Genomic DNA, 19,174 nt, shown 5'->3' with positions numbered 1-19,174 from the left:
CCCGCAGATAGTTAAAAACAAAATAAAATTCAAGAACTTACCAGCCGCGGCGTCCCGCGTAGGCTAAGCTCGTGAAATTTTCCACTACCCAATTAAAGACGCGGATGTATACCACCGTAAGTCGGGAATTGTCAAAAGTTTTTTTTGAAACCCGACTTTGCGTCTATAGTGCATTCTTTTTCAGAGGAAGCTCCACCGTCTTTTCCGATTTGGATTCTTTGTTTTTCATGGAGCAATTTCCATGAAAAAGAGCGCCGCTCTCAATGGTCACCACCGGAGCGACGATATCGCCTTCCACTCTTCCGCTTTTCTGAATTTCCACACACGAGGAGGCCTGGATCATTCCGCGCAGGGTTCCGGCGACCACCACCTTGCCCACGTCCAGATCGCCTTCCACGACAGCTTTTTCCCCCACCACGATTTCTCCGTTCGTGCTCTTGACCCGACCATTGATTTCCCCATCCACCCGGATGGTTCCGTCAAAGGTCAACTCCCCTTCGAATTTGAACCCCTCTCCGATGAAGGTGTTCATGGGCACGTTGACTTTCTTCTGTTTCATGCAACTCTCCTTCGTGTCCTACTTGTTATTCGAACAGGAACCTGCGCATGCTTATATTCAGCAGCAGGCCTAACCCCATCATGATTGTCAGCACGGACGATCCTCCGTAGCTTACCAGAGGCAAGGGCACCCCCACCACCGGCATGAGGCCCATGACCATTCCCACGTTGATGAAGACCTGCCAAAAGATCATGGCGGTCACGCCTGTGGCCAGGAGGGCTCCAAAAGGATCCCGGGAGCGGTACGCGATGTTAAGCCCCCAGATCATCAGCATCAAAAACAGGAATAAAAGAACCAGGGAGCCTGCCAAGCCCCATTCTTCGGCGAAAACCGAAAATATAAAATCCGTGTGCTGCTCCGGCAGAAAAGCCAGGGACTTTTGGCTGCCCTGGAGATATCCCTTGCCGGTAAGCATCCCCGAACCGATGGCGATCTTGGACTGTATAATATGATACCCAGCCCCCAACGGATCCCGGTCCGGGTCCAAAAAGGTGAAAATGCGCGCCTTTTGATACGGCTTGAGGCCGTAAATCCAGGCGATCGGACCGATGGCTGCGCAAAACGCAGCCAGCCAAGCCATGGTTCGCTTTCTAATGCCCACAAAAAGCGTCATGGCCCCTCCCACTAGCATGACCAAAAGCCCGGTTCCCAGGTCCGGCTCCATAAAAATAAGCACAAAGGGAATCAGCATGTATATAAACGGTTTTATGAGATCCACAAAACCGAGGCCGCCGGTGCGGATGTTCTGAGAATAATGATGGGCCAGAACCACCATGATAGCCAGTTTTGCGAACTCGGACGGCTGGTAGGTAAAGGGCCCCAGGCTCAGCCATCTGACCGAGCCGGAAATCTTCTTCCCGACCACCAATACCAGAATCAGCAGAAAAAGGCTAATGGCGTAAACGACCCACACCCAACGATCCAGTACATTATAATGGGGCAAAAAGCAAATGATCATAGCGCCCAGGCCAATGCCGAACCACGTCAACTGCTTGTAATAGATTCGAATTTCAGCCGGATTGGCGCTGGAGGCTACGGCGCTGTACAAGGTCATGAGCCCCACCCCCATAATAATGAGGATGAGGAGCAAAAGCCCCCAATCAAAATACTGAAGCAATCTTCTATCAAACATGGGCGGCGTCACTCCCTGTCTTGCAAGTCGGTTTCATCGAGATTTTCCGGCGTTTCAGCCGGGGTGGAGGCGTCCTTTGCGCCGGGGGGGTTCTTTCCGTCCATATACTCCTTGATTATATCCCTGGCCAGGGGGGCGCAGGCCGTTCCGTGCCCTCCGTGCTTGATAAAAACCGCCACGGCTATTTTGCAGTCTTCCCTGGGCGCATAGGCGATGAACCACGCATGGTCCTGGTACTTGATTTTGTCGGTCAACTCGTTCAGGAATTTATCCCGGTCCTTCCGCCCAACCACCTGGGCCGTCCCGGTCTTTCCCGAAATGGCCAGCGACTCGGGGCAGATGCCCCGCGCCGTCCCGCGGGGGCCGTTAACCGCTCCCCACATGCCTTCTCGGATCAGTTCCAGATTGGCCATGCTTACCGGCAGCTTTGTTCTTATCGTCGGTGAAAAGGCCTGGATGACATCCCCTTCCGGGCTTTCCACCCGATCCACCATGATGGGGCGGTACAGAGAGCCTCCGTTGCCGATGGCGGCGGCCAACAGGGCCATTTGCAATGGGGTGGTCAAGTTTGCGCCCTGGCCTATGGCTACGGACAGGGTTTCGCCCTGGTACCAGGGTTTGTTGTAAACGCGGCGCTTCCACGCTTTATCCGGGACCACTCCCGGCGACTCGTTGCCCAGCCCCAGCCCCGTAACCTGGCCCAGGCCGCACCCCCTGGCGTATTCGGCTATCTTGTCCACGCCCACATCCAGGCCGACCTTATAAAAGAAGACGTCGCAAGACTGGGCGATGGCCTCCGTAACCTCCAAACTTCCATGCCCCCAATGCCTCCAACATCTAAAATAGCGATCTCCGAATTTCAGGCGGCCCGGGCAGTTATATTCCGTATGACTGTCGATTTTCCCTTCTTCCAGGCCGGCCATGGCGGTGATCATCTTGAAAGTGGAGCCGGGCGCATAACCTCCGTGGATGGCCTTGTTTTCCAGCGGATGGTCCGGATCCTTGATCAGCTCATTCCACTGCTTTTGGGTCATGCCGTCCACAAACAGGTTCGGGTCGTACGTGGGGCTGGACACCATGGCCAAAATTCTTCCGGTGTCGGCCTCCACTGCCACGATGGCTCCGGGACGACCGTCCAGAAGCTCTTCCGCCTTTTTCTGGAGGCGCATGTCCAGAGAGAGAAAAACATTGGCGCCCGGCTTCGGGGGGACGGTGTCCATAATCCGCACGGTCCGGCCCCTGGCGTCTGCTTCCACCTGGCGGCCTCCGTGCCTGCCGGCCAGGTAGGACTCGAATTCCTTTTCCACGCCGTATTTGCCGATAAAGTCGCCGGGCTTCCGGTTGGGATACGAACCGCTGCGCAATTCATCCAGGGAAATCTCGCTCAGGTAACCCACAATATGGGCCGTGGTGCCCTGGCCGGGAAAATGCCGCTGGGGCTTGACCCGCACCACCACGCCCGGCAGTTCGTACCGCCTGGCTTCCACGATTCCCAAGACGTCCCGGCCCACGTCCCCTTTTATGAGGACCGGCTTGAATGAGGCCGCTTTGCCGATCTTCTTTTCGATTTCAGTCTCATCCATTTCAAGGAGAGAGGCCAAAAGAGGCAGAATGGCGTCCCGGGGTTTGGCGTCCCGGGGAATCAGGCAAATGTCAAAGCGCGGGCGATTGTCCGCCAGAATCTCCCCGTGGGAGTCCATGATCCGCCCCCGGGTCGGGTCCAGGCTTTCCAGGCGGATGGCGTTATTTTCCGAAAGCTGATGAAGCCGCTCCCCCTGAAATACCTGAAGATACACCAGCCGAAGGCCGAGCACGCCAAAAGCAACGGCGATGAGGAGCATGGCGTAGGTCACTCTTTGCCTGCACCACTCCGTCCAAACCTCCCTGGAGGTGATATCATACAAAGCGCTCTCTCCTGTCCTGGCGCTTGGTTTCCCGTTTTACAATCGTATTGTGCACCCAAATGATCAGCGGCCCGGTAACAGCCCCTGAGAGCGCCGCCGCTCCCGATTGTTTAAGGCTTTCGATCAGAACGTCCGGCCGGGATTTCAAAAAAAACACGCATAAATGCAAGAAAGATTCCTGGAAAAGCACCCCGCCTCCGCAGAAAAGAGCCATAAAGATTATATTGTCCGCGTGGAGAAAGGAAGGGAGCCAGCGTGCGGCGACGTAGACCCAGCAGTAGGTTACGAAGTAGTACCAAGGCGGCGCTCCGGAGTATACGTCCATGGCGAGGCCGCAGATAACGGCGATGATAACGCCTTCTTTGAGGGGCCTGAAAAGTCCCAGGCCCAGCACGAAAACAACCATCATGTCATATGAGGACAAAAGCGGGACCGCCTGGCCCGGCGACGTGGTTTGAAACACCACGATGAACAGCCCCATCATTATTTGCAGAAAATAAATCATGGCATCTCCTGCTCCGGAGGAGGCTCGGAGTTCAGCAGGACCAGCACCTCCTCAAGCCGGGAAAAGTCCACAAAGGGAGTGACAACAATTCCCTGGAACATTCCCTGCTCCGCTTTTCTCACGCGGGACACCACGCCCACGGAGATCCCCGGAGGGAAAACCTTGTCCATCCCCGAGGTGACGACCATATCCCCCAGGCTCACGTCCTCCTGCTGCATGACGTATTTGAACTGGCATGGACCGTCGGCGGCGCCCTCCAATACGCCCCTGGCGCGGGTGCGCGCCACTCTGGCGTCCATGGCGAAGTTGGGGTCGGTAATCAGCAGGACTTTGCTTTGGTATGGAGAGACGTCAATGATTCTGCCCACCACGCCTAATGGCGTGGCCACGGCCAAACCCGGCTCGACGCCGTGAATGCTGCCGCGATTGATGTAGATTGCCTGAAAGGTGTCCGAAGGATCCTCGGCCGTAACCAGGGCGGTCACGACCTTGCCCCCTTCATCCTGGGCGAAGCCCAAAAGGTTTTTCAAGCGGGAATTTTGGCGCCTGGTTTCCCCGCACTCATGGGCAATGAGCTGGAGAAACTCCACTTCGCGCCGGAGCTCCTTGTTTTCCCGAGCGGTTTCAACAAGGGCGAAATAATTGGTCCAGGTGGTGGAGACAAAGGAGGAAATCCTGGTGACTCCATCCTGAAAAGGAGCGATGAGCACCTGGAAGACTCCGTCGGCCGGGTGCTCCTGACCGCCTCTTGTACCGAAGGTGGGAAGAAGGACAGCGGTGAACATAAAAAAAAGAATCAAAGCCAGCGCTGTGCCCATCTTCTTAGAAAACATATTTTGAGCCCGCTTTAGTTGATAACCACCTGCCTGAGGATTTCAATGTCGTCCAAAGCCTTGCCGGAGCCCAGGGCGACCGTAGACAAGGGATCGTCGCAGACGGTGATGGGCAAGCTGGTTTCCTCGCGCAGCAGCTTGTCCAGATTTTTCAACAAGGCTCCGCCGCCGGTCAGGGTGATGCCGCGGTCCACGATATCGGCCGCCAACTCCGGAGGAGTTTGTTCCAGGGCGATCTTGACGGTTTCCACAATGGCGTCAATTTGCTCCGAAATGGCGATGCGCACTTCTTCGGAGTCAATGGCCAGAATTTTCGGAATGCCCGAAACCAGGTCCCGGCCTTTCACTTCGATGGTCTCGATATTTTCCGGATCGGGATAGGCGTTGCCGATCATGGTTTTGATGGCTTCAGCCGTCCTGTCCCCGATCAGCAGGTTGTACTTGCGTTTGATGTATTGGATGATGGCCCGGTCCATTTTATCGCCGGCCACCCGAAGGCTGCGCTTGTAGACGATGCCGGCCATGGATATGACCGCCACTTCCGTTGTGCCGCCTCCAATGTCCACCACCATGTTACAGGTGGGCTCGGTGATGGGAAGGCCGGCGCCGATGGCCGCGGCCATGGGCTCCTCGATCAAATACACTTCCCGGGCGCCCGCCTGGCGCGCGGATTCCTCCACGGCCCTTTTTTCCACCTGGGTGATGCCGGAAGGCACGGCCACCACGATGCGCGGCCTGACCGGCCACCAGCGGCGGTTATGGACTTTGGTGATAAAATACTTGAGCATGCGTTCGGTGACGTCAAAGTCCGCTATAACGCCGTCCCGCATGGGGCGGATGGCGCGGATGTTGCCGGGAGTCCTGCCCAAAGTCCGCTTGGCTTCGGTGCCCACTTTCAGGACTTCCTCGCGGTGTCTGCGGGGATCGTAGCGTACGGCCACGACGGAGGGCTCGGAAAGGACTATCCCTTTGCCTTTGACATAGACCAATGTATTGGCGGTGCCCAAATCAATGGCCAGGTCGTTGGAAAATAAACCATGGATGGCGGTCAGAAAATTCATATGTCACCTTTAGCAAGCAACTCAGCATATCTACAAATAAGCCAAATGCTTATCCGTAACACCTGATTCAGGAATTTTCAAGAGATTTATAACTCTTGTCATTATTCAATAAAAGGTCAGGCCAACTCCACGGCAAGGAATTGCTCCCGGGGGTCCACCTTGACGATCCGCAACTGAACGGCATCTTGCGGCGCCAGGCTGGGATCCGAGGCGACGGGCAGCGTGCACTCCACCAGGCAATCGGTAAGCAAGGCCACGAACCGGTCCTTTCTGCGCTCCAGAATCATGCCCGGCTCGGTCTTCCCCAACTTGGTTTCCAGGTATTTGAGGATCCAGTATCGGTTTCTCACAAATTGGACCCGCGAGACCTTGGAAAGGGGAACTTCGGAATTGGCGATAATGTTCTCCACCTCTGTTTGGGTGTATTTCTTGTCCAGCCCCAATACACCCCGAATTTGCCTTTGCACCGCCAGATCAAAATACTTGCGTATGGGGGAGGTTGCGGTCACATAGGCGTCCACGCCAAGGCCTGAATGGGGTTCGGGTTTGGGGCAAAGGATGAAGCGGGAAAGGTGCCGCCTTTGCATCCAATTTTGATACAGGGTGCCGTTATCCCGGTCAAACAAACGGAGGCGCGGCTCGGGCTGGGCCCGAAACACTGCGGGGCTTCCATGATCCGCCAAAAAAGAGGCCATAAGGCGATTGGCCAGGATCATGAACTCCGAAACCAGGATTCTGGAGCGGCTTTCCCGATTAACCTTGTGAAGGGTTACGTTTTTCTCTTCATCCAGCCAGATGTTGATTTCCGGCAGGGAAATCAGGACCGCGCCGTCGTCCAGCCTTTTTTCCCGGAGTTTTTCCGCCAGACCGGACAGGGCGATGATTTCCTTGTCGTCATCGGCCATCATATTTACTTCATGATAGGTGAGCTGACGGCGCACCCGGACCAGGCTGGGGCAGATCTCGTAGTCCAGGACTACGGCGTCCCGATCCAGGCGGACCATGACGCTGATGGCGGGCCGGACCTGGTCGGCCTTCAGGCTTAGGAGGCCTTCGGCCAAAAGAGGCGGAAACATGGGTATCTTGTCGTCCGGCATATATATGGAGCTTGACCGGGCGAAGGCCTCTTGATCCAGAAGGGAGCCCCTTTCCACATAATGGGAGACGTCGGAAATATGGATGCCCACCCTAAAATAGTCGCCGTCCATTTCCAGGCTCAGGGCGTCGTCGTAGTCCAGGGTGGCCTGGCCGTCTATGGTCAGCACGGGCAGCCCCGTGAAGTCCCTTCTTTGGCTGGTGTCGGTTCGGAACCCGGACCCGTTGGCCAGGGCGTTGGCTTCCTGGGAGATTTCCCGGGGGAAGTCTATGGGGACGTCCATGCGGTATAGGTCCAGATTGGCGTGCTCGTCCCAGACTCCCAGGCGGATGAGAAATTCAAACAGCCCGTTGTTGGGATCAATCCCGGCTGCCTGGACCATTTGCCTGCCCAGGTCGTAAGTGGGGCTGTCCTTTTCAAACAGGTAAAGGCTCCGCATTATGGAGACGAACTGCTCTTTGTCGGGAGGCACTTCCGGGCTTTCCTGGCCGTAAACCCGCCGCAGCCATTCGCCCCCCTCCTGGACCACGGCGGCGCGGCGCGCCATCTCCTGTTCCTGGATTTGAATCTGCTCCACTTTTTCCGGGCTGTGGGGCAAAAAACGGGTGACATCAAACTTGAAATACACCCGGTCATTGAAAAAAGCCCGGATGACGGCAGAGACGTGATCCGGCTCCGGGGAAATCCCGAAAGCCAAGCCGGCCATGGTTTCTGCATCGATCCACTGTTCCTCTTCATGGACCACTTCCCACAGGTCATAGACGTTCACTTGGGCCTTAAGAGCCTCTCTTCGGGCGGACGTTTCGGACAGCAGGTCCACAAGGCGGTCCCGTCCTATCTCCGGGTCCAGGCGTCCGGACACGCAAAACAGGCGATGCTCCGACACGCTCACCTCGCGATTAGCCTGAGTGAGTAGCCGCACCTTCTGTTTTTTCGCCTGCATTATGACCGCGCAAATTACTTTTTTCCGGTCGATATATTCTATTAAGGTTCCAAGTTCCATGTTTAACACGAACATAACAACGGGCATTCGGAAAGTCAATTAAAGCTGTGCTTCGAGGCGCATTCCTGTCCGCATTCTTATAAAATAGCGTTGCAAAGCCCTATTTGCCATGGTATGGGAAATTCCCGTGACATATAGTAAGGGTGGAAAACCTGGGAATTACGGACAGATTATGAACCTTGGCATAGGTATGCCCGGGTTCAATTTGTGCACAAAGAAACCTTTAAGGAGGAAACAAAATGGCTTACAACGCAGTGGAAATGGCAGACTGGCAGATTTCTGAAGCTGCTGAAGAGAACATGCCTACTCCCGAACAATGGGCGGAAAAACTTGGACTCCAGAGCGACGAAATGCTCCCCATGGGTCGTCTGGCAAAAGTCGACTTCCTGAAGATTATCGACAGGCTGAAAGACAGACCTGACGGAAAGTACATTGAAGTAACCGCCATCACTCCCACCCCCTTGGGAGAAGGCAAAAGCACCACCTCCGTCGGCCTCATGGAAGGCCTTGGCATGCGCGGCAAGAACGTCGGCGGCGCCCTGCGTCAGCCCTCCGGCGGACCCACCATGAACGTTAAGGGAACGGCTGCAGGCGGCGGAAACTCCCTGCTCATCCCCATGACCGAGTTCTCTCTGGGCCTCACCGGCGACATCAACGACATCATGAACGCCCATAACCTGGGCATGGTCGCCATGACCGCCCGTATGCAGCACGAGCGCAACTACAATGACGAACAGCTCCAGCGTCTGACCGGCATGCGCCGCCTGGACATCGACCCCACCCGCGTGGAGTTCGGCTGGATCATCGACTTCTGCGCCCAGGCCCTGCGCAACATCGTCATCGGCCTCGGCGGCCGTTTTGACGGCTACACCATGCAGAGCAAGTTCGGCATCGCCGTCGGTTCCGAGCTCATGGCCATCCTGGCCGTGGCAACCGACCTGGCCGACCTGAAAGAGCGCATCAACAACATCACCGTGGCCTTCGACAAATCCGGCAAGCCCGTCACCTGCGGCGACCTGGAAGTCGGCAACGCCATGGCCGCTTTCATGCGCAACACCATCAACCCCACGCTCATGTGCACCGCCGAATATCAGCCTTGCTTCGTGCACGCCGGCCCCTTCGCCAACATCGCCGTGGGTCAGAGCTCCATCATCGCCGACCGCGTCGGCCTGAAACTGTTCGACTACCACGTAACCGAGTCCGGCTTCGCCGCTGACATCGGATTCGAGAAGTTCTGGAACGTGAAGTGCCGCTTCTCCGGCCTCAAACCCCACGTTTCCGTTCTGACCTCCACCATCCGCGCCCTGAAAATGCACGGCGGCGGACCCAAGGTCGTGGCCGGCAAGGCTCTGGACGACGCTTACACCAAGGAAAATTTGGAACTGGTGGAAAAGGGCTGCGAGAACATGGTTCACATGATCGGCGTTATCCGCAAAGCCGGCATCAACCCTGTCGTCTGCATCAACCGTTTCTACACCGACACCGACGCCGAGTGCGCCATCGTCCGCAAGGCTGCTGAAGCCGCCGGCGCCCGCTGCGCCGAGTCCAAGCATTGGGAAAAGGGCGGCGAAGGCGCTCTGGAATTCGCCGACGCTGTGATCGAAGCCTGCGAAGAAGGCAATGACTTTGACTTCCTGTATCCCCTGGAAATGAAACTGCGCGACCGCGTCAACAAGATCGCCACGGAAGTTTACGGCGCCGACGGCGTTGACTGGGCTCCCGAAGCTGCGGCCAAGGCAGAGATGCTGGAAAGCGATCCCAAGTACGCTGACTTCGCCACCATGATGGTCAAGACCCACCTGTCCCTGTCCCACGATCCCGTCAAGAAGGGTGTGCCCAAGGGATGGCGTCTGCCTATCCGCGACGTGTTGATCTACTCCGGCGCCAAGTTCCTGTGCCCCTGCGCTGGAACCATCAGCCTCATGCCCGGAACCGGCTCCAACCCGGCCTTCCGCCGCATTGACGTGGATCCCGCAACCGGTAAGGTTTCCGGCCTGTTCTAGATCCATCATCCATGAGGGCGTGTATTCGTCCTTAATTGGATTGCAGTATACAAAAGCCCGAAGCGCAAAAGCGCTTCGGGCTTTTTTTGTTTTTTCGGCCCGCCCTGGGGAAGGACGGGCCGAAAAACAGGCGTTAATACCTATTGGGGGGGCAAAAGAGGGGGTTCCGGGCCGTCAGGAGGGAGTTGCAGTAGCCCGGGAGCTAGCATAACCTATCGTATTCAATGCATTTTCAATTTCCTTCAGAATGGATGGATCATCGATGGTGGCCGGCATGCGATAGGACTTGTTGTCCGCGATCTGCCGCATAACGCCCCGGAGAATCTTGCCGGACCGGGTTTTGGGCAGGCGGTCGACCACCGTGGCGGTTTTGAAGGCGGACACAGGGCCGATGCGCTCCCGGATCATTTCCACAACTTCCTTGACAATCTCGTCATTGCTGCGGGTGACCCCGGCGTTCAGCACCAGGAAGCCCAGGGGCAATTGTCCCTTTAGGGGATCTTCCACTCCGAGCACGGCGCATTCAGCCACGTCCGGGTGGTCGGCCAGGACTTCTTCCATGGCGCCTGTGGACAGGCGGTGCCCGGCTACGTTGATGATGTCGTCGGTGCGAGCCATGACGTAGATGTAGCCGTCTTCATCGATGTATCCTGCGTCGGCCGTGGTGTAATATCCGTCAAAATCCCGCAGATACTTGTTCACAAAGGCCTGATCGTTGCCCCACAGGGTGGGCAGGGTTCCAGGAGGCAGCGGGAGCTTGACCACCAGGGCGCCGATCTGACCGGGCGCCGCAGGACGGCCCATTTCGTCCAGCACCTGGACGTTCCAGCCGGGAACCGCTTTGGTGGGGCTGCCGTATTTGACCGGAAAGTGATGGAGGCCCATGCAGTTGGCTGCAATGGCCCAACCGGTTTCGGTCTGCCACCAGTGGTCGATGACCGGTACGCCCAAATTCCTTTCGGACCAGGTGATGGTGTCGGGATCGGACCGCTCGCCGGCCAGAAAGAGAATTTTAAAATTGGAAAGGTCGTAATTTTTCATGAGAGCGGCGCCGGGGTCCTCCCTTTTGATGGCCCGGTACGCCGTGGGCGCTGTAAACATGCACTTGACCTTGTGTTCGGAAATGACGCGCCAGAATACGCCGGCGTCAGGCGTTCCCACCGGCTTGCCTTCGAACAGGATGGTGGTGCATCCTTTAAACAGGGGGGCGTACACAATGTAGGAATGGCCGACCACCCAGCCCACGTCCGAGGCCGCCCACCACACGTCGCCTTCGTCCACGTCGTACACGGCTTTCATGGACCATTTGAGGGCCACCATGTGGCCGCCGTTATCCCGCACCACGCCCTTGGGCTGTCCGGTGGTGCCGGAGGTGTACAGGATGTACAGGGGATCCGTGGCCAGGACGGGCACGCAGTCTTTGGGGGAGGCCTTTTTCATGGCTTCCGTCCAGTCCACGTCCCGGGAGGGGTGCATGTCAGCCGTCTCCATGGGCCTTTGCAGAATCATGCAATTCTTGGGCTTGTGCTCGGAGATTTCGATAGCCGCATCCAGCAAGGGTTTGTAGGGGATGACCTTTTTGCCTTCAATGCCGCAGGAAGCGGAGACAATGGCTTTGGGCCTGGCGTCGTTGATGCGGGTGGCCAGTTCGTTGGCGGCGAAGCCTCCAAAAACCACGGAATGAACCGCCCCCAGGCGGGCGCAGGCCAGCATGGCTATGGCGGCTTCTGCAATCATGGGCATATACAGAACCACCCGGTCGCCCTTTTCCACGCCGTATTCGGCCAGGACGCCTGCAAACAAGGCGACTTCATCCCGGAGCTCCGCATAGGTGTATTTTTTTATGGTGTTCGTAACCGGGCTGTCATAAATAAGCGCAACTCTGTCTCCGGCGCCTTTTTCCACATGCATGTCCAGGGCGTTATAGCACGTATTGGTCACGCCGCCGGAGAACCACCGGTAAAAAGGCTTGTTGGAATCGTCCAGGACCTTATCCCATTTTTCGTACCAGAAACATTCCTCGGCGTGCCTGCCCCAGAATTCTTCCGGGTTCTCCAGGGACTCCCGATAGGCTTCATCATATGCTTGCGTCATTATCGCCTCCTTGCGTCTGCTCCTTGGCCACATAAGCCATGTCCTTGGGAATCTGTCCCCCGCCGGCGTGAGAGGCCGCCGGAGCAGGAGGATTGATCCAGGGCTTGCCCAGGGGCAGGATAGTCTGGCCGAAAACCTGGGTGTAAATGGCGGAGGCCATCATGTACCAGGCCGCCAGGGCGCAGAAAATCAGGTCGATTGCGGCCACTTTGGTCAGGGCCGGAAATCCGAAATGAGCCAGATCCAACAGGATAAAACCGATTAACAATGTGGTGAAGGTGAACGCCATTGCGCCGTGGATGCGCATGGCGCCCACCCACATGATGGCTGTGTACAGGGTCCAGGCCACCAGGAACATGCCTACGTCCGTTTTGCCGGCCTTGTATATGTCAAAATGGTTTAATAAAAAAATAATGGCTAATGCGATCCAGAACGCGCCGTAGGAGACAAAGGCGCTGTACCCGAAATTGTTGCCGCATTTAAATTCCTGATAGCCGGCGATGAGTTGGGCCACGCCTCCGAAGGCCAGGCCCAAGGCCACCACCGGGCCTACTCCGCATATACCCAGATTATGAAATTGCAGGACCAGGGTGGTGAGTCCGAAACCTGCCAAACCAACGACTGCCGGATTTCCTTGTTGCGTCTGTGACATGATGGCTCCTTCTTTCTTTTGGGTGGGGGTTGAATGCTGCAGCCTACGCCCACCTATTAGGCAAAGGGTGTGCCAACACGAAGAAATAAATATAACATATTGATTTTAAAGCATATACATGAATAAAACAGAAAAGTCTTCAAAATCTGAAGATTGGGACATTATTTTCCCAGGCGCGCTATATTCGGATATAACAGCTTGTTTTAAATGCAAAAAGAGACATTAGGACAAAAAAGTCCCAGGATGGGTTTTTAAAGCCCGTATTCCTTGATCTTCCGAAATAAAGTCCGCCGATCCACCCCCAATATCTCCGCCGCCCGGCTCCGGTTCCACTTATACCGCTCCAGCAACTGGATAATGTACTCCCGCTCCGCTGCGGCCGCCACCTCCTTGAGGGTGGGCTCCTCTTTGCCAAGCAACTTAGGCAGGCGGACAGGAGATGCAGGCCTGGCGCCTTTGGGGGCGCCAGCTCCCGCCGAGGAGTCCTCCAGGCTCTGGGGGGCGGTGTCCCGGAGGGTCATAAAACGGTGGACGGCGCTCTCCAGTTCACGCACGTTTCCGCGCCAATAGGCCTTTTGCAGGTTTTTTAAAAAATCAGGCGGCATGGCCGGGACGGGCTGATCCCCGGCGTATTTTTCCATGAAATGCCGCACCAAAAGGGGAATGTCCTCCCTGCGCTGACGCAAGGGGGGCAGGTGGATGGGCAGGATGTGGATGCGGTAGAAAAAGTCTTCGCGCAGCGCGCCCTGCTCCATCAGATCGAATAGATCCCGGTTGGTGGCCGCTACAAAACGGATGTCCGGATACAAGGCTTCCCTCCCGCCCAGGGGCGTGTAGCCGTCCCCGGCAATGGCCCTAAGGAGTTTCACCTGCATGGCCGGCGGGATTTCCCCCACTTCGTCCAGGAACAGGGTCCCTTTGTCAGCCGAAGCCAGAAACCCGGGTTTGTCCTGATCGGCGCCTGTGAAGGCCCCTTTTTTGTAGCCGAAGAATTCGCTTTCTATCAAATTCGGGGGAATGGCGCCGCAGTGCACCGGCACAAAGGGGCCTTGGGCGCGCCGGCTCATTTCGTGGATGGTTCGGGCCGCCAATTCCTTGCCGGTGCCCGACTCCCCGTAGATGATGACGCTGGCCGTGGAAACCGCGGCTTTCAGGATGGTTTCATACACCTGCTCCATGGCTTCACTTTTGCCGATGATGCTGCCGAAGCGGCCCGACCTTTTGATGGAGGAGCGCAGGCGGATATTCTCTTCCCGCAGTTGGGCCTCGCTTTGGCGCAAGGCTTCTTCAGCCGTCTTTCTATCCGTGATGTCAATGACAATGGACTGCTTGCAGGAGGCGCCGTCGCCCGCCTCCCTCACGGGGGTGTCCACGGAGTAATACCAGCGGCCGTCCAAGGGCCCCAAAAACTCCTGTCGCACGGTTTCGCCGTTGGCCGCCTGGTCCATGGCGCATCGCTCGCAGGGGGAGTCCTGGCCGTAGATCGCCTGGTAGCACAGGTCTCCGACGCAGTTCTTGCCCAGGTATTGCTGTAATTTCTTATTGGTGAAGGTAATCCGGTAATCCTGGGTGCAGGTGTAAATAAATCCTTCGAACACCTCGATGATGGCGCTCAGGCGGGCCTGGCTGTCGCGGAGGGCTTTTTCGGTCCTTTTTAAATCGGTGAGGTTGAACAAAACCCCGCGGGAGCCCACAATCTCTCCCTGGTATAGCACCGGACTGGAATACATCATGGCCGGAAACTGCGATCCATCCTTCCGTAGGGCCGTGTACTCGTTGGGGGATATAACCTCGCCTTCCAAGAGCCTGGAAAATATTTCGCCGATGCGTTTCCTGTCTTCCGGCGAAACCATTAGGATGGCCTGGACGTCCCTGTCAATATCCTCCCGCGCATATCCCAGGGTGCGGAGGCCGTGCTTGTTCATAAATACCAGCTTGCCCGGCCTGTCTATTTCGAACACCGTCTGAGGCAGCAGATCCGCAAGCTCCCGAAACCGCGCCTCGCTGGCCCTAAGGGCCTCTTCGGTCTTTTTCCGATGGGCCATCTCCTCGGTCAAATGGGCGTTGGCCTCTTCCAAGGCCTGGGTGCGCTGCCGGAGGGCTTCCGTACGAATAAGGACGAGATCCTCCAAACGCTCGGAATAGTCCCTGTTCTCCCTTTTCAGCCTGGAGTGCTCCAGGGCGCGCTTGACGGAGTTCTCCACCACGGCCATATCCAGAATGGGCTTGGTGATATAGTCCACCGCCCCCAGCCTGGAAGCCTCCACCGCATCTTCCAGGTGGCCGGTTCCCGAAACCACGATCATAGGGGTCTCCGGAGCAATCTCCCTGGCCCGGGCTAAAAACTCCAACCCTCCCATGCCCGGCATGGCGAGGTCCACCAAAACGGCGTCCGGTCTGCACTCCAGCAATACGTCCAGGCCTTCCAGGCCTGCATCCGCCTGATAAGCAATAAAGCCCAGGTCTTCAAAATAATTGCCCAAGGCCTTGCAGATGGCTTCGTCGTCATCAATTATCAATACGGACATTTGACCGGAATAGGGGTCCATTCTTGCATCCTGAAGGCGAAGGAGGGAATAAAAGGAGGCGCTTTGCGGCCCCATTGGGCGCCCTGAATTTATTCTCCCTCTTTACTTCCTGCTTGGCAAGCGCATTTTTCAATGCGTTCCTGGAGGGCGCATCCATTTAAAAACAGCGATGAAAGACCGTCAGGACTAAGCCTTGATCAGTTCCCGGCGCGATACTCTTTAAGATGCGCCTGGACCTGATCGTAAATTTCCCTGGAATAAAGCTCCCCGGCCAAAGGCTCCCAAATCCCTCTGGCGCGATCCTGGATGCGCCTCAGTTCTCCGGGCGGAGTTTCGGTCAGCACCATGCCGTACTTGATCATGGCTTCCAGGCACTTTTTCGTATCCTGGCGGGACAGCGCGTTAAAGGTATTTGTCCATCCCCCGCGCTCCCTTTGAATGGTTTCCTTTTGCTCATCCGATAGCATGTCCCAGGCCTTTTGGGTGACCACCGGAAAGGCCGGCACGTAGCGTATGTGCATGGCGTTAACATTGTGCATGGTCGCATACAACTGGGTTCCCAGCACCCAGATGGCCGGCGCAATAACGCCATCGGCGATGTTGGATCTAAGGGAGGATGGGATTTCCATGACGCTCATGGGGGTGGCCGTGGCGCCCATGGTCTCCAGGAGCTTGCCTTCCAGGGGGCCGAACCAGGTGATGAAAGAGGATTTGGAAAAATCCTCCAAAACGAATATGGGGCGGCTGGCCGTGTAAATCTGGTCGAAGTCCTGATCCAGCCAGGTCAGCAGCTTAAGGCCCTGCGCCTCCACAATTGCGTCGAACTCGTCCGTCATTTGCTCGCGCAGGTAGTCCACTTCATCATAGGACTCAAACAAGAAGGGAAGCCCCAAAACGCTGATGTCGTCCGCCAGTTTAAAGGTGCCTTCCCCGGAGAGCCCGGAGCCATGCAACTGGCCGATCCTCATCTTTTTGAGGGTTTCTTCATCATTGCCCATGACCCCGCCCCAGTACACCTTGACCGACAGGGCGCCTCCCGTGGCTTTTTCCACTTCAGGGATCAGAATTTCGCGTACGCGCACTGCATAGCCCACGTCTTTGGGCGCCAGACAAGCCAGCTTCCACTGGATGTGAGACGCTTCCTTGCCCGCCGACGCGCAGGGCGTTGTGACGAACAAAGCTATTGCAACGGCAGAAAAAACAAATATGCGGGTGAAAAATTGAGACGCCATGGAACACCTCCCTAGCAAGTTTCCATCCTTGGATAAAATGTTTGGTGCGGCGTTGATCGAAAAATTTAAATGTTGAACAAAGCAGAACATGCACGCCGAAAAACAGGCGCATCCGCGTCGAAATGAGCTATGAGCGATTTGTATAAAGGAAATTTTCAAGGCGCTTATGGAAGAATACTAAATCAGCAACAATAAAGGGTCAAGCATTTTTCCGTGGAATTGAGGAGGCCGCCGTCGGCGGCGGGCTGCCAAGGCTTTGGAATTACTCAGAAACCGGCGTCAGGAAGCCAACTTGATATTAAGGGATTGCAATGGCCCCCGGCACTCCCGGCCGCCCCTCATTTCCGCCAGGGGCCTGCTGTTTTTCAACGCCCCGAAAGGGCCGGAAGCAGCAACGCCTCCGTTTTCCAGCAAAACCAGGTTGTCCGCCAGCTTTTCAATTTCACTAAAAATGTGGCTTACATACAGGATGGGGGTGGAAAAGCCCTGGCTAAGCCTGCTTATAAAAGGAAGCACCTCGGATTTTCTGTTTTCGTCCAGGGACGCCAACGGTTCGTCCATCAGCAGCAAAGAAGGGCTGCACAACAACGCCCTGCCGATAGCCACTCGCTGCTTTTCCCCGCCGGAAAGCCGGGCCGGGCGGCGGCTTAGCAAAGGGCCTATGCCCAGCATGTCCACCACTTCGTCAAAATCCACGTACAAGCTGTCCTTGGACGCCAGCTTCATGCCGAACATCAGATTTCCCTTGACCGTCAAATGGGGAAACAGGCGTGCGTCCTGAAACACATAGCCCACCCTGCGCTGCTCCGGGGGCAGGTTTATTCCTTGCTCCGAATCAAACAGCTTGAGGCCGTTCATTTCGATCACCCCGGAGTCGGGAGCGGAAAGCCCGGCCACCATATTGACAATGGAGGTTTTTCCCGCGCCGGAATATCCAAACAGCGCCGTAACCCCGGAATCTTCAATGGTAAAGCCTGCATTGATGGAAAACTCGCCCTGTTTTTTCCGAACCTTCACTTTCAGCATGGTGCTATCCTTTTATATACTCGGCGAATCGTCCGGACATCCATTCGGAAACCAGGAGCGCCGCCATGGCCAGAATAACGGCCGCAATGCATAGCCTTAAGGCGCCCATTTCTCCGTCCGGGATCTGGGTTAATGAGTACAAAGCCAGGGGAAGGGTTTGGGTTTCCCCCTGGATATTGGACACAAAGGTGATGGTTGCGCCGAACTCGCCCAGGCTTCTGGCGAAAGCCAGAATGGCGCCCGTGATGATTCCGGGAATCATAAGAGGCAAAGACACGGTGAAAAACACCCGGAGCGGACCGGCCCCCAGAGTGCGGGCCGCCTTTTCCAGGCCCTGATCCACGGAATCCACCGAAAGCCTCACGGCGCGCACAAGCAGCGGAAAAGCCATAACCGCGGAGGCCACGACAGCCCCCTTCCAGGTGAACGCCACGGTAAATCCGAAAGCCTCATACAGGAACTTGCCAATAAATCCCTGACGGCCCAGGGCGAGCAGCAAAATGTATCCTGTGACCACCGGTGGAAGCACCAGGGGCAGGTGGATAATCCCGTCCAAGACCTGCTTGCCGGGAAACTGCTTCCTGGAAAGGACCCAGGCCAAAAAAATCCCGGGGGGCAGGCTGCCGAAGACAGCCCACCCCGAAACTTTCAGGCTCAGTTTGATGGCGGTCCATTCCGCCGGCGATATGCTCCACAATTCATTCATCGAACGGCGAATCCGTATTCCGCAAAAATCTTGGCGGCCTCCGGCGACCTGAGATATTTCAGAAATTCCCGTGCAGGCGCGGAATCCTGCACCAGCGCCGCCGGATAAACAATGGGCGGATGGCTGGATTCGGGGAATACCCCCACGACTTTCACCTTCTTGCTGATGGCCGCGTCCGTGGCGTACACCTGGCCTAAAGGCGCCTCGCCCCGTTCCACAAGCACCAGGGCCGCACGCACGTCCTTGGAGCGGGCTATTTTATTTTGCACGCCTTCCCACAAGCCCAGATTTTCCATGGCTTTTTTACCGTACATGCCTGCAGGCACATGGTCCGGATCGCCCATGGAGAGGCGCCCGTCGCCGAGCAGCGCGGGAAGATCCAGACCGGAGTCCACGGCCACATTATCAGTGGCGCTGGATTCAGGAGCGATGAGCACGATCCTGTTGCCCAGCAGATCCACCCTGGTCCCCTTTTGCGTTACGCCTCTTTCGTCCAAATAATTCATCCATTTGGGATTCGCCGAAAGATACACGTCAGCCGGGGCGCCATTCTCTATCTGCTTCGCCAATGTGGAGGAGGAGGCGAAGGAGAGCTTGATTTTGACTGGGTGTTTTTTTTCGAACATTTTAGCGATATCTGTCATGGCATTGGTTGTGGATGCGGCGGCGTAGACGGTGAGGTCTTGTTTTTCCGCGGCGGCGCTCAGGGGCGCGAGTCCTGCAACAAACAAAAACATGAAACACAAAATTGTCAAGCAATCTTTAATATTATACCATTTTGTGGATTTTGACATACACTTCTTCCTTTCCTGGCTGGTTAAACAGACGCGAATTTTTCCC

15 protein-coding genes are annotated in these 19,174 nt (G+C 56.5%); 1 reads left to right on the top strand and 14 read right to left on the bottom strand.

The window, feature by feature from the left end; translation table 11 throughout:
- Window positions 1-163 precede the first annotated feature (163 nt).
- The 7 genes from G491_RS32350 to G491_RS0124515 all read right to left on the bottom strand — a co-directional run bounded on the left by G491_RS32350 (window position 164) and on the right by G491_RS0124515 (window position 8,093).
- A complete protein-coding gene (locus tag G491_RS32350; protein ID WP_015948377.1) occupies window positions 164-559 on the bottom strand; it encodes a bactofilin family protein in 396 nt (131 codons plus the stop codon).
- A gap of 25 nt (window positions 560-584) precedes the next feature.
- Entirely contained in the window at window positions 585-1,691 is a 1,107-nt protein-coding gene (gene rodA / locus G491_RS0124540) for a rod shape-determining protein RodA (protein ID WP_028316431.1), read from the bottom strand.
- Window positions 1,692-1,699: 8 nt separating this feature from the next.
- Window positions 1,700-3,595, bottom strand: a complete 1,896-nt coding sequence (mrdA, locus tag G491_RS0124535; protein WP_028316430.1) for a penicillin-binding protein 2 — start codon at window positions 3,593-3,595, stop codon at window positions 1,700-1,702.
- Window positions 3,588-4,100 (bottom strand): hypothetical protein, encoded by a 513-nt coding sequence (locus G491_RS0124530; protein WP_028316429.1) that lies wholly within the window; start codon window positions 4,098-4,100, stop codon window positions 3,588-3,590. Before G491_RS0124530 ends, mrdA begins: the two co-directional genes overlap by 8 nt.
- Window positions 4,097-4,933 (bottom strand): rod shape-determining protein MreC, encoded by an 837-nt coding sequence (gene mreC / locus G491_RS32345; protein ID WP_015948381.1) that lies wholly within the window; start codon window positions 4,931-4,933, stop codon window positions 4,097-4,099. Before mreC ends, G491_RS0124530 begins: the two co-directional genes overlap by 4 nt.
- 14 nt (window positions 4,934-4,947) lie before the next feature.
- On the bottom strand, window positions 4,948-5,994 hold the full coding sequence (locus G491_RS0124520; RefSeq protein WP_015948382.1) for a rod shape-determining protein: 1,047 nt from the start codon (window positions 5,992-5,994) through the stop codon (window positions 4,948-4,950).
- Between the two features lie 116 nt (window positions 5,995-6,110).
- Window positions 6,111-8,093 (bottom strand): ribonuclease catalytic domain-containing protein, encoded by a 1,983-nt coding sequence (locus tag G491_RS0124515; protein WP_136360794.1) that lies wholly within the window; start codon window positions 8,091-8,093, stop codon window positions 6,111-6,113.
- A 239-nt stretch (window positions 8,094-8,332) separates the two neighbouring features.
- Here G491_RS0124515 and G491_RS0124510 point away from each other — a divergent pair, with 239 nt between their 5' ends.
- A complete protein-coding gene (locus G491_RS0124510; protein WP_015948384.1) occupies window positions 8,333-10,096 on the top strand; it encodes a formate--tetrahydrofolate ligase in 1,764 nt (587 codons plus the stop codon).
- Between the two features lie 174 nt (window positions 10,097-10,270).
- On the opposite strand, the gene G491_RS0124505 is transcribed toward G491_RS0124510, so the two are convergent.
- The 7 genes from G491_RS0124505 to modA all read right to left on the bottom strand — a co-directional run bounded on the left by G491_RS0124505 (window position 10,271) and on the right by modA (window position 19,128).
- Window positions 10,271-12,190 (bottom strand): propionyl-CoA synthetase, encoded by a 1,920-nt coding sequence (locus G491_RS0124505; protein ID WP_028316428.1) that lies wholly within the window; start codon window positions 12,188-12,190, stop codon window positions 10,271-10,273.
- Window positions 12,174-12,842, bottom strand: coding sequence for an acetate uptake transporter (locus G491_RS32340; RefSeq protein WP_015948386.1), 669 nt, complete (start codon window positions 12,840-12,842; stop codon window positions 12,174-12,176). Before G491_RS32340 ends, G491_RS0124505 begins: the two co-directional genes overlap by 17 nt.
- A 251-nt stretch (window positions 12,843-13,093) precedes the next feature.
- Window positions 13,094-15,391, bottom strand: a complete 2,298-nt coding sequence (locus tag G491_RS34580) for a sigma 54-interacting transcriptional regulator (RefSeq protein WP_169829517.1) — start codon at window positions 15,389-15,391, stop codon at window positions 13,094-13,096.
- Window positions 15,392-15,567: 176 nt separating this feature from the next.
- A complete protein-coding gene (locus tag G491_RS0124485; RefSeq protein WP_028316427.1) occupies window positions 15,568-16,602 on the bottom strand; it encodes a TRAP transporter substrate-binding protein in 1,035 nt (344 codons plus the stop codon).
- 279 nt (window positions 16,603-16,881) lie between these two features.
- Complete coding sequence (gene modC / locus G491_RS0124480; RefSeq protein ID WP_028316426.1) at window positions 16,882-17,628, bottom strand: molybdenum ABC transporter ATP-binding protein; 747 nt, start codon at window positions 17,626-17,628, stop codon at window positions 16,882-16,884.
- A 4-nt stretch (window positions 17,629-17,632) separates the two neighbouring features.
- A complete protein-coding gene (modB, locus tag G491_RS0124475) occupies window positions 17,633-18,334 on the bottom strand; it encodes a molybdate ABC transporter permease subunit (protein WP_157468548.1) in 702 nt (233 codons plus the stop codon).
- Window positions 18,331-19,128, bottom strand: a complete 798-nt coding sequence (gene modA / locus G491_RS0124470) for a molybdate ABC transporter substrate-binding protein (protein ID WP_157468546.1) — start codon at window positions 19,126-19,128, stop codon at window positions 18,331-18,333. Before modA ends, modB begins: the two co-directional genes overlap by 4 nt.
- Window positions 19,129-19,174 lie beyond the last annotated feature (46 nt).

Origin of the sequence: Desulfatibacillum aliphaticivorans DSM 15576, assembly GCF_000429905.1 — a bacterium.
GTDB lineage: Bacteria > Desulfobacterota > Desulfobacteria > Desulfobacterales > Desulfatibacillaceae > Desulfatibacillum > Desulfatibacillum aliphaticivorans.
The sequence above is the reverse complement of the archived record's forward strand: the minus strand, read 5'-3'. Positions and strand labels throughout refer to the sequence as shown.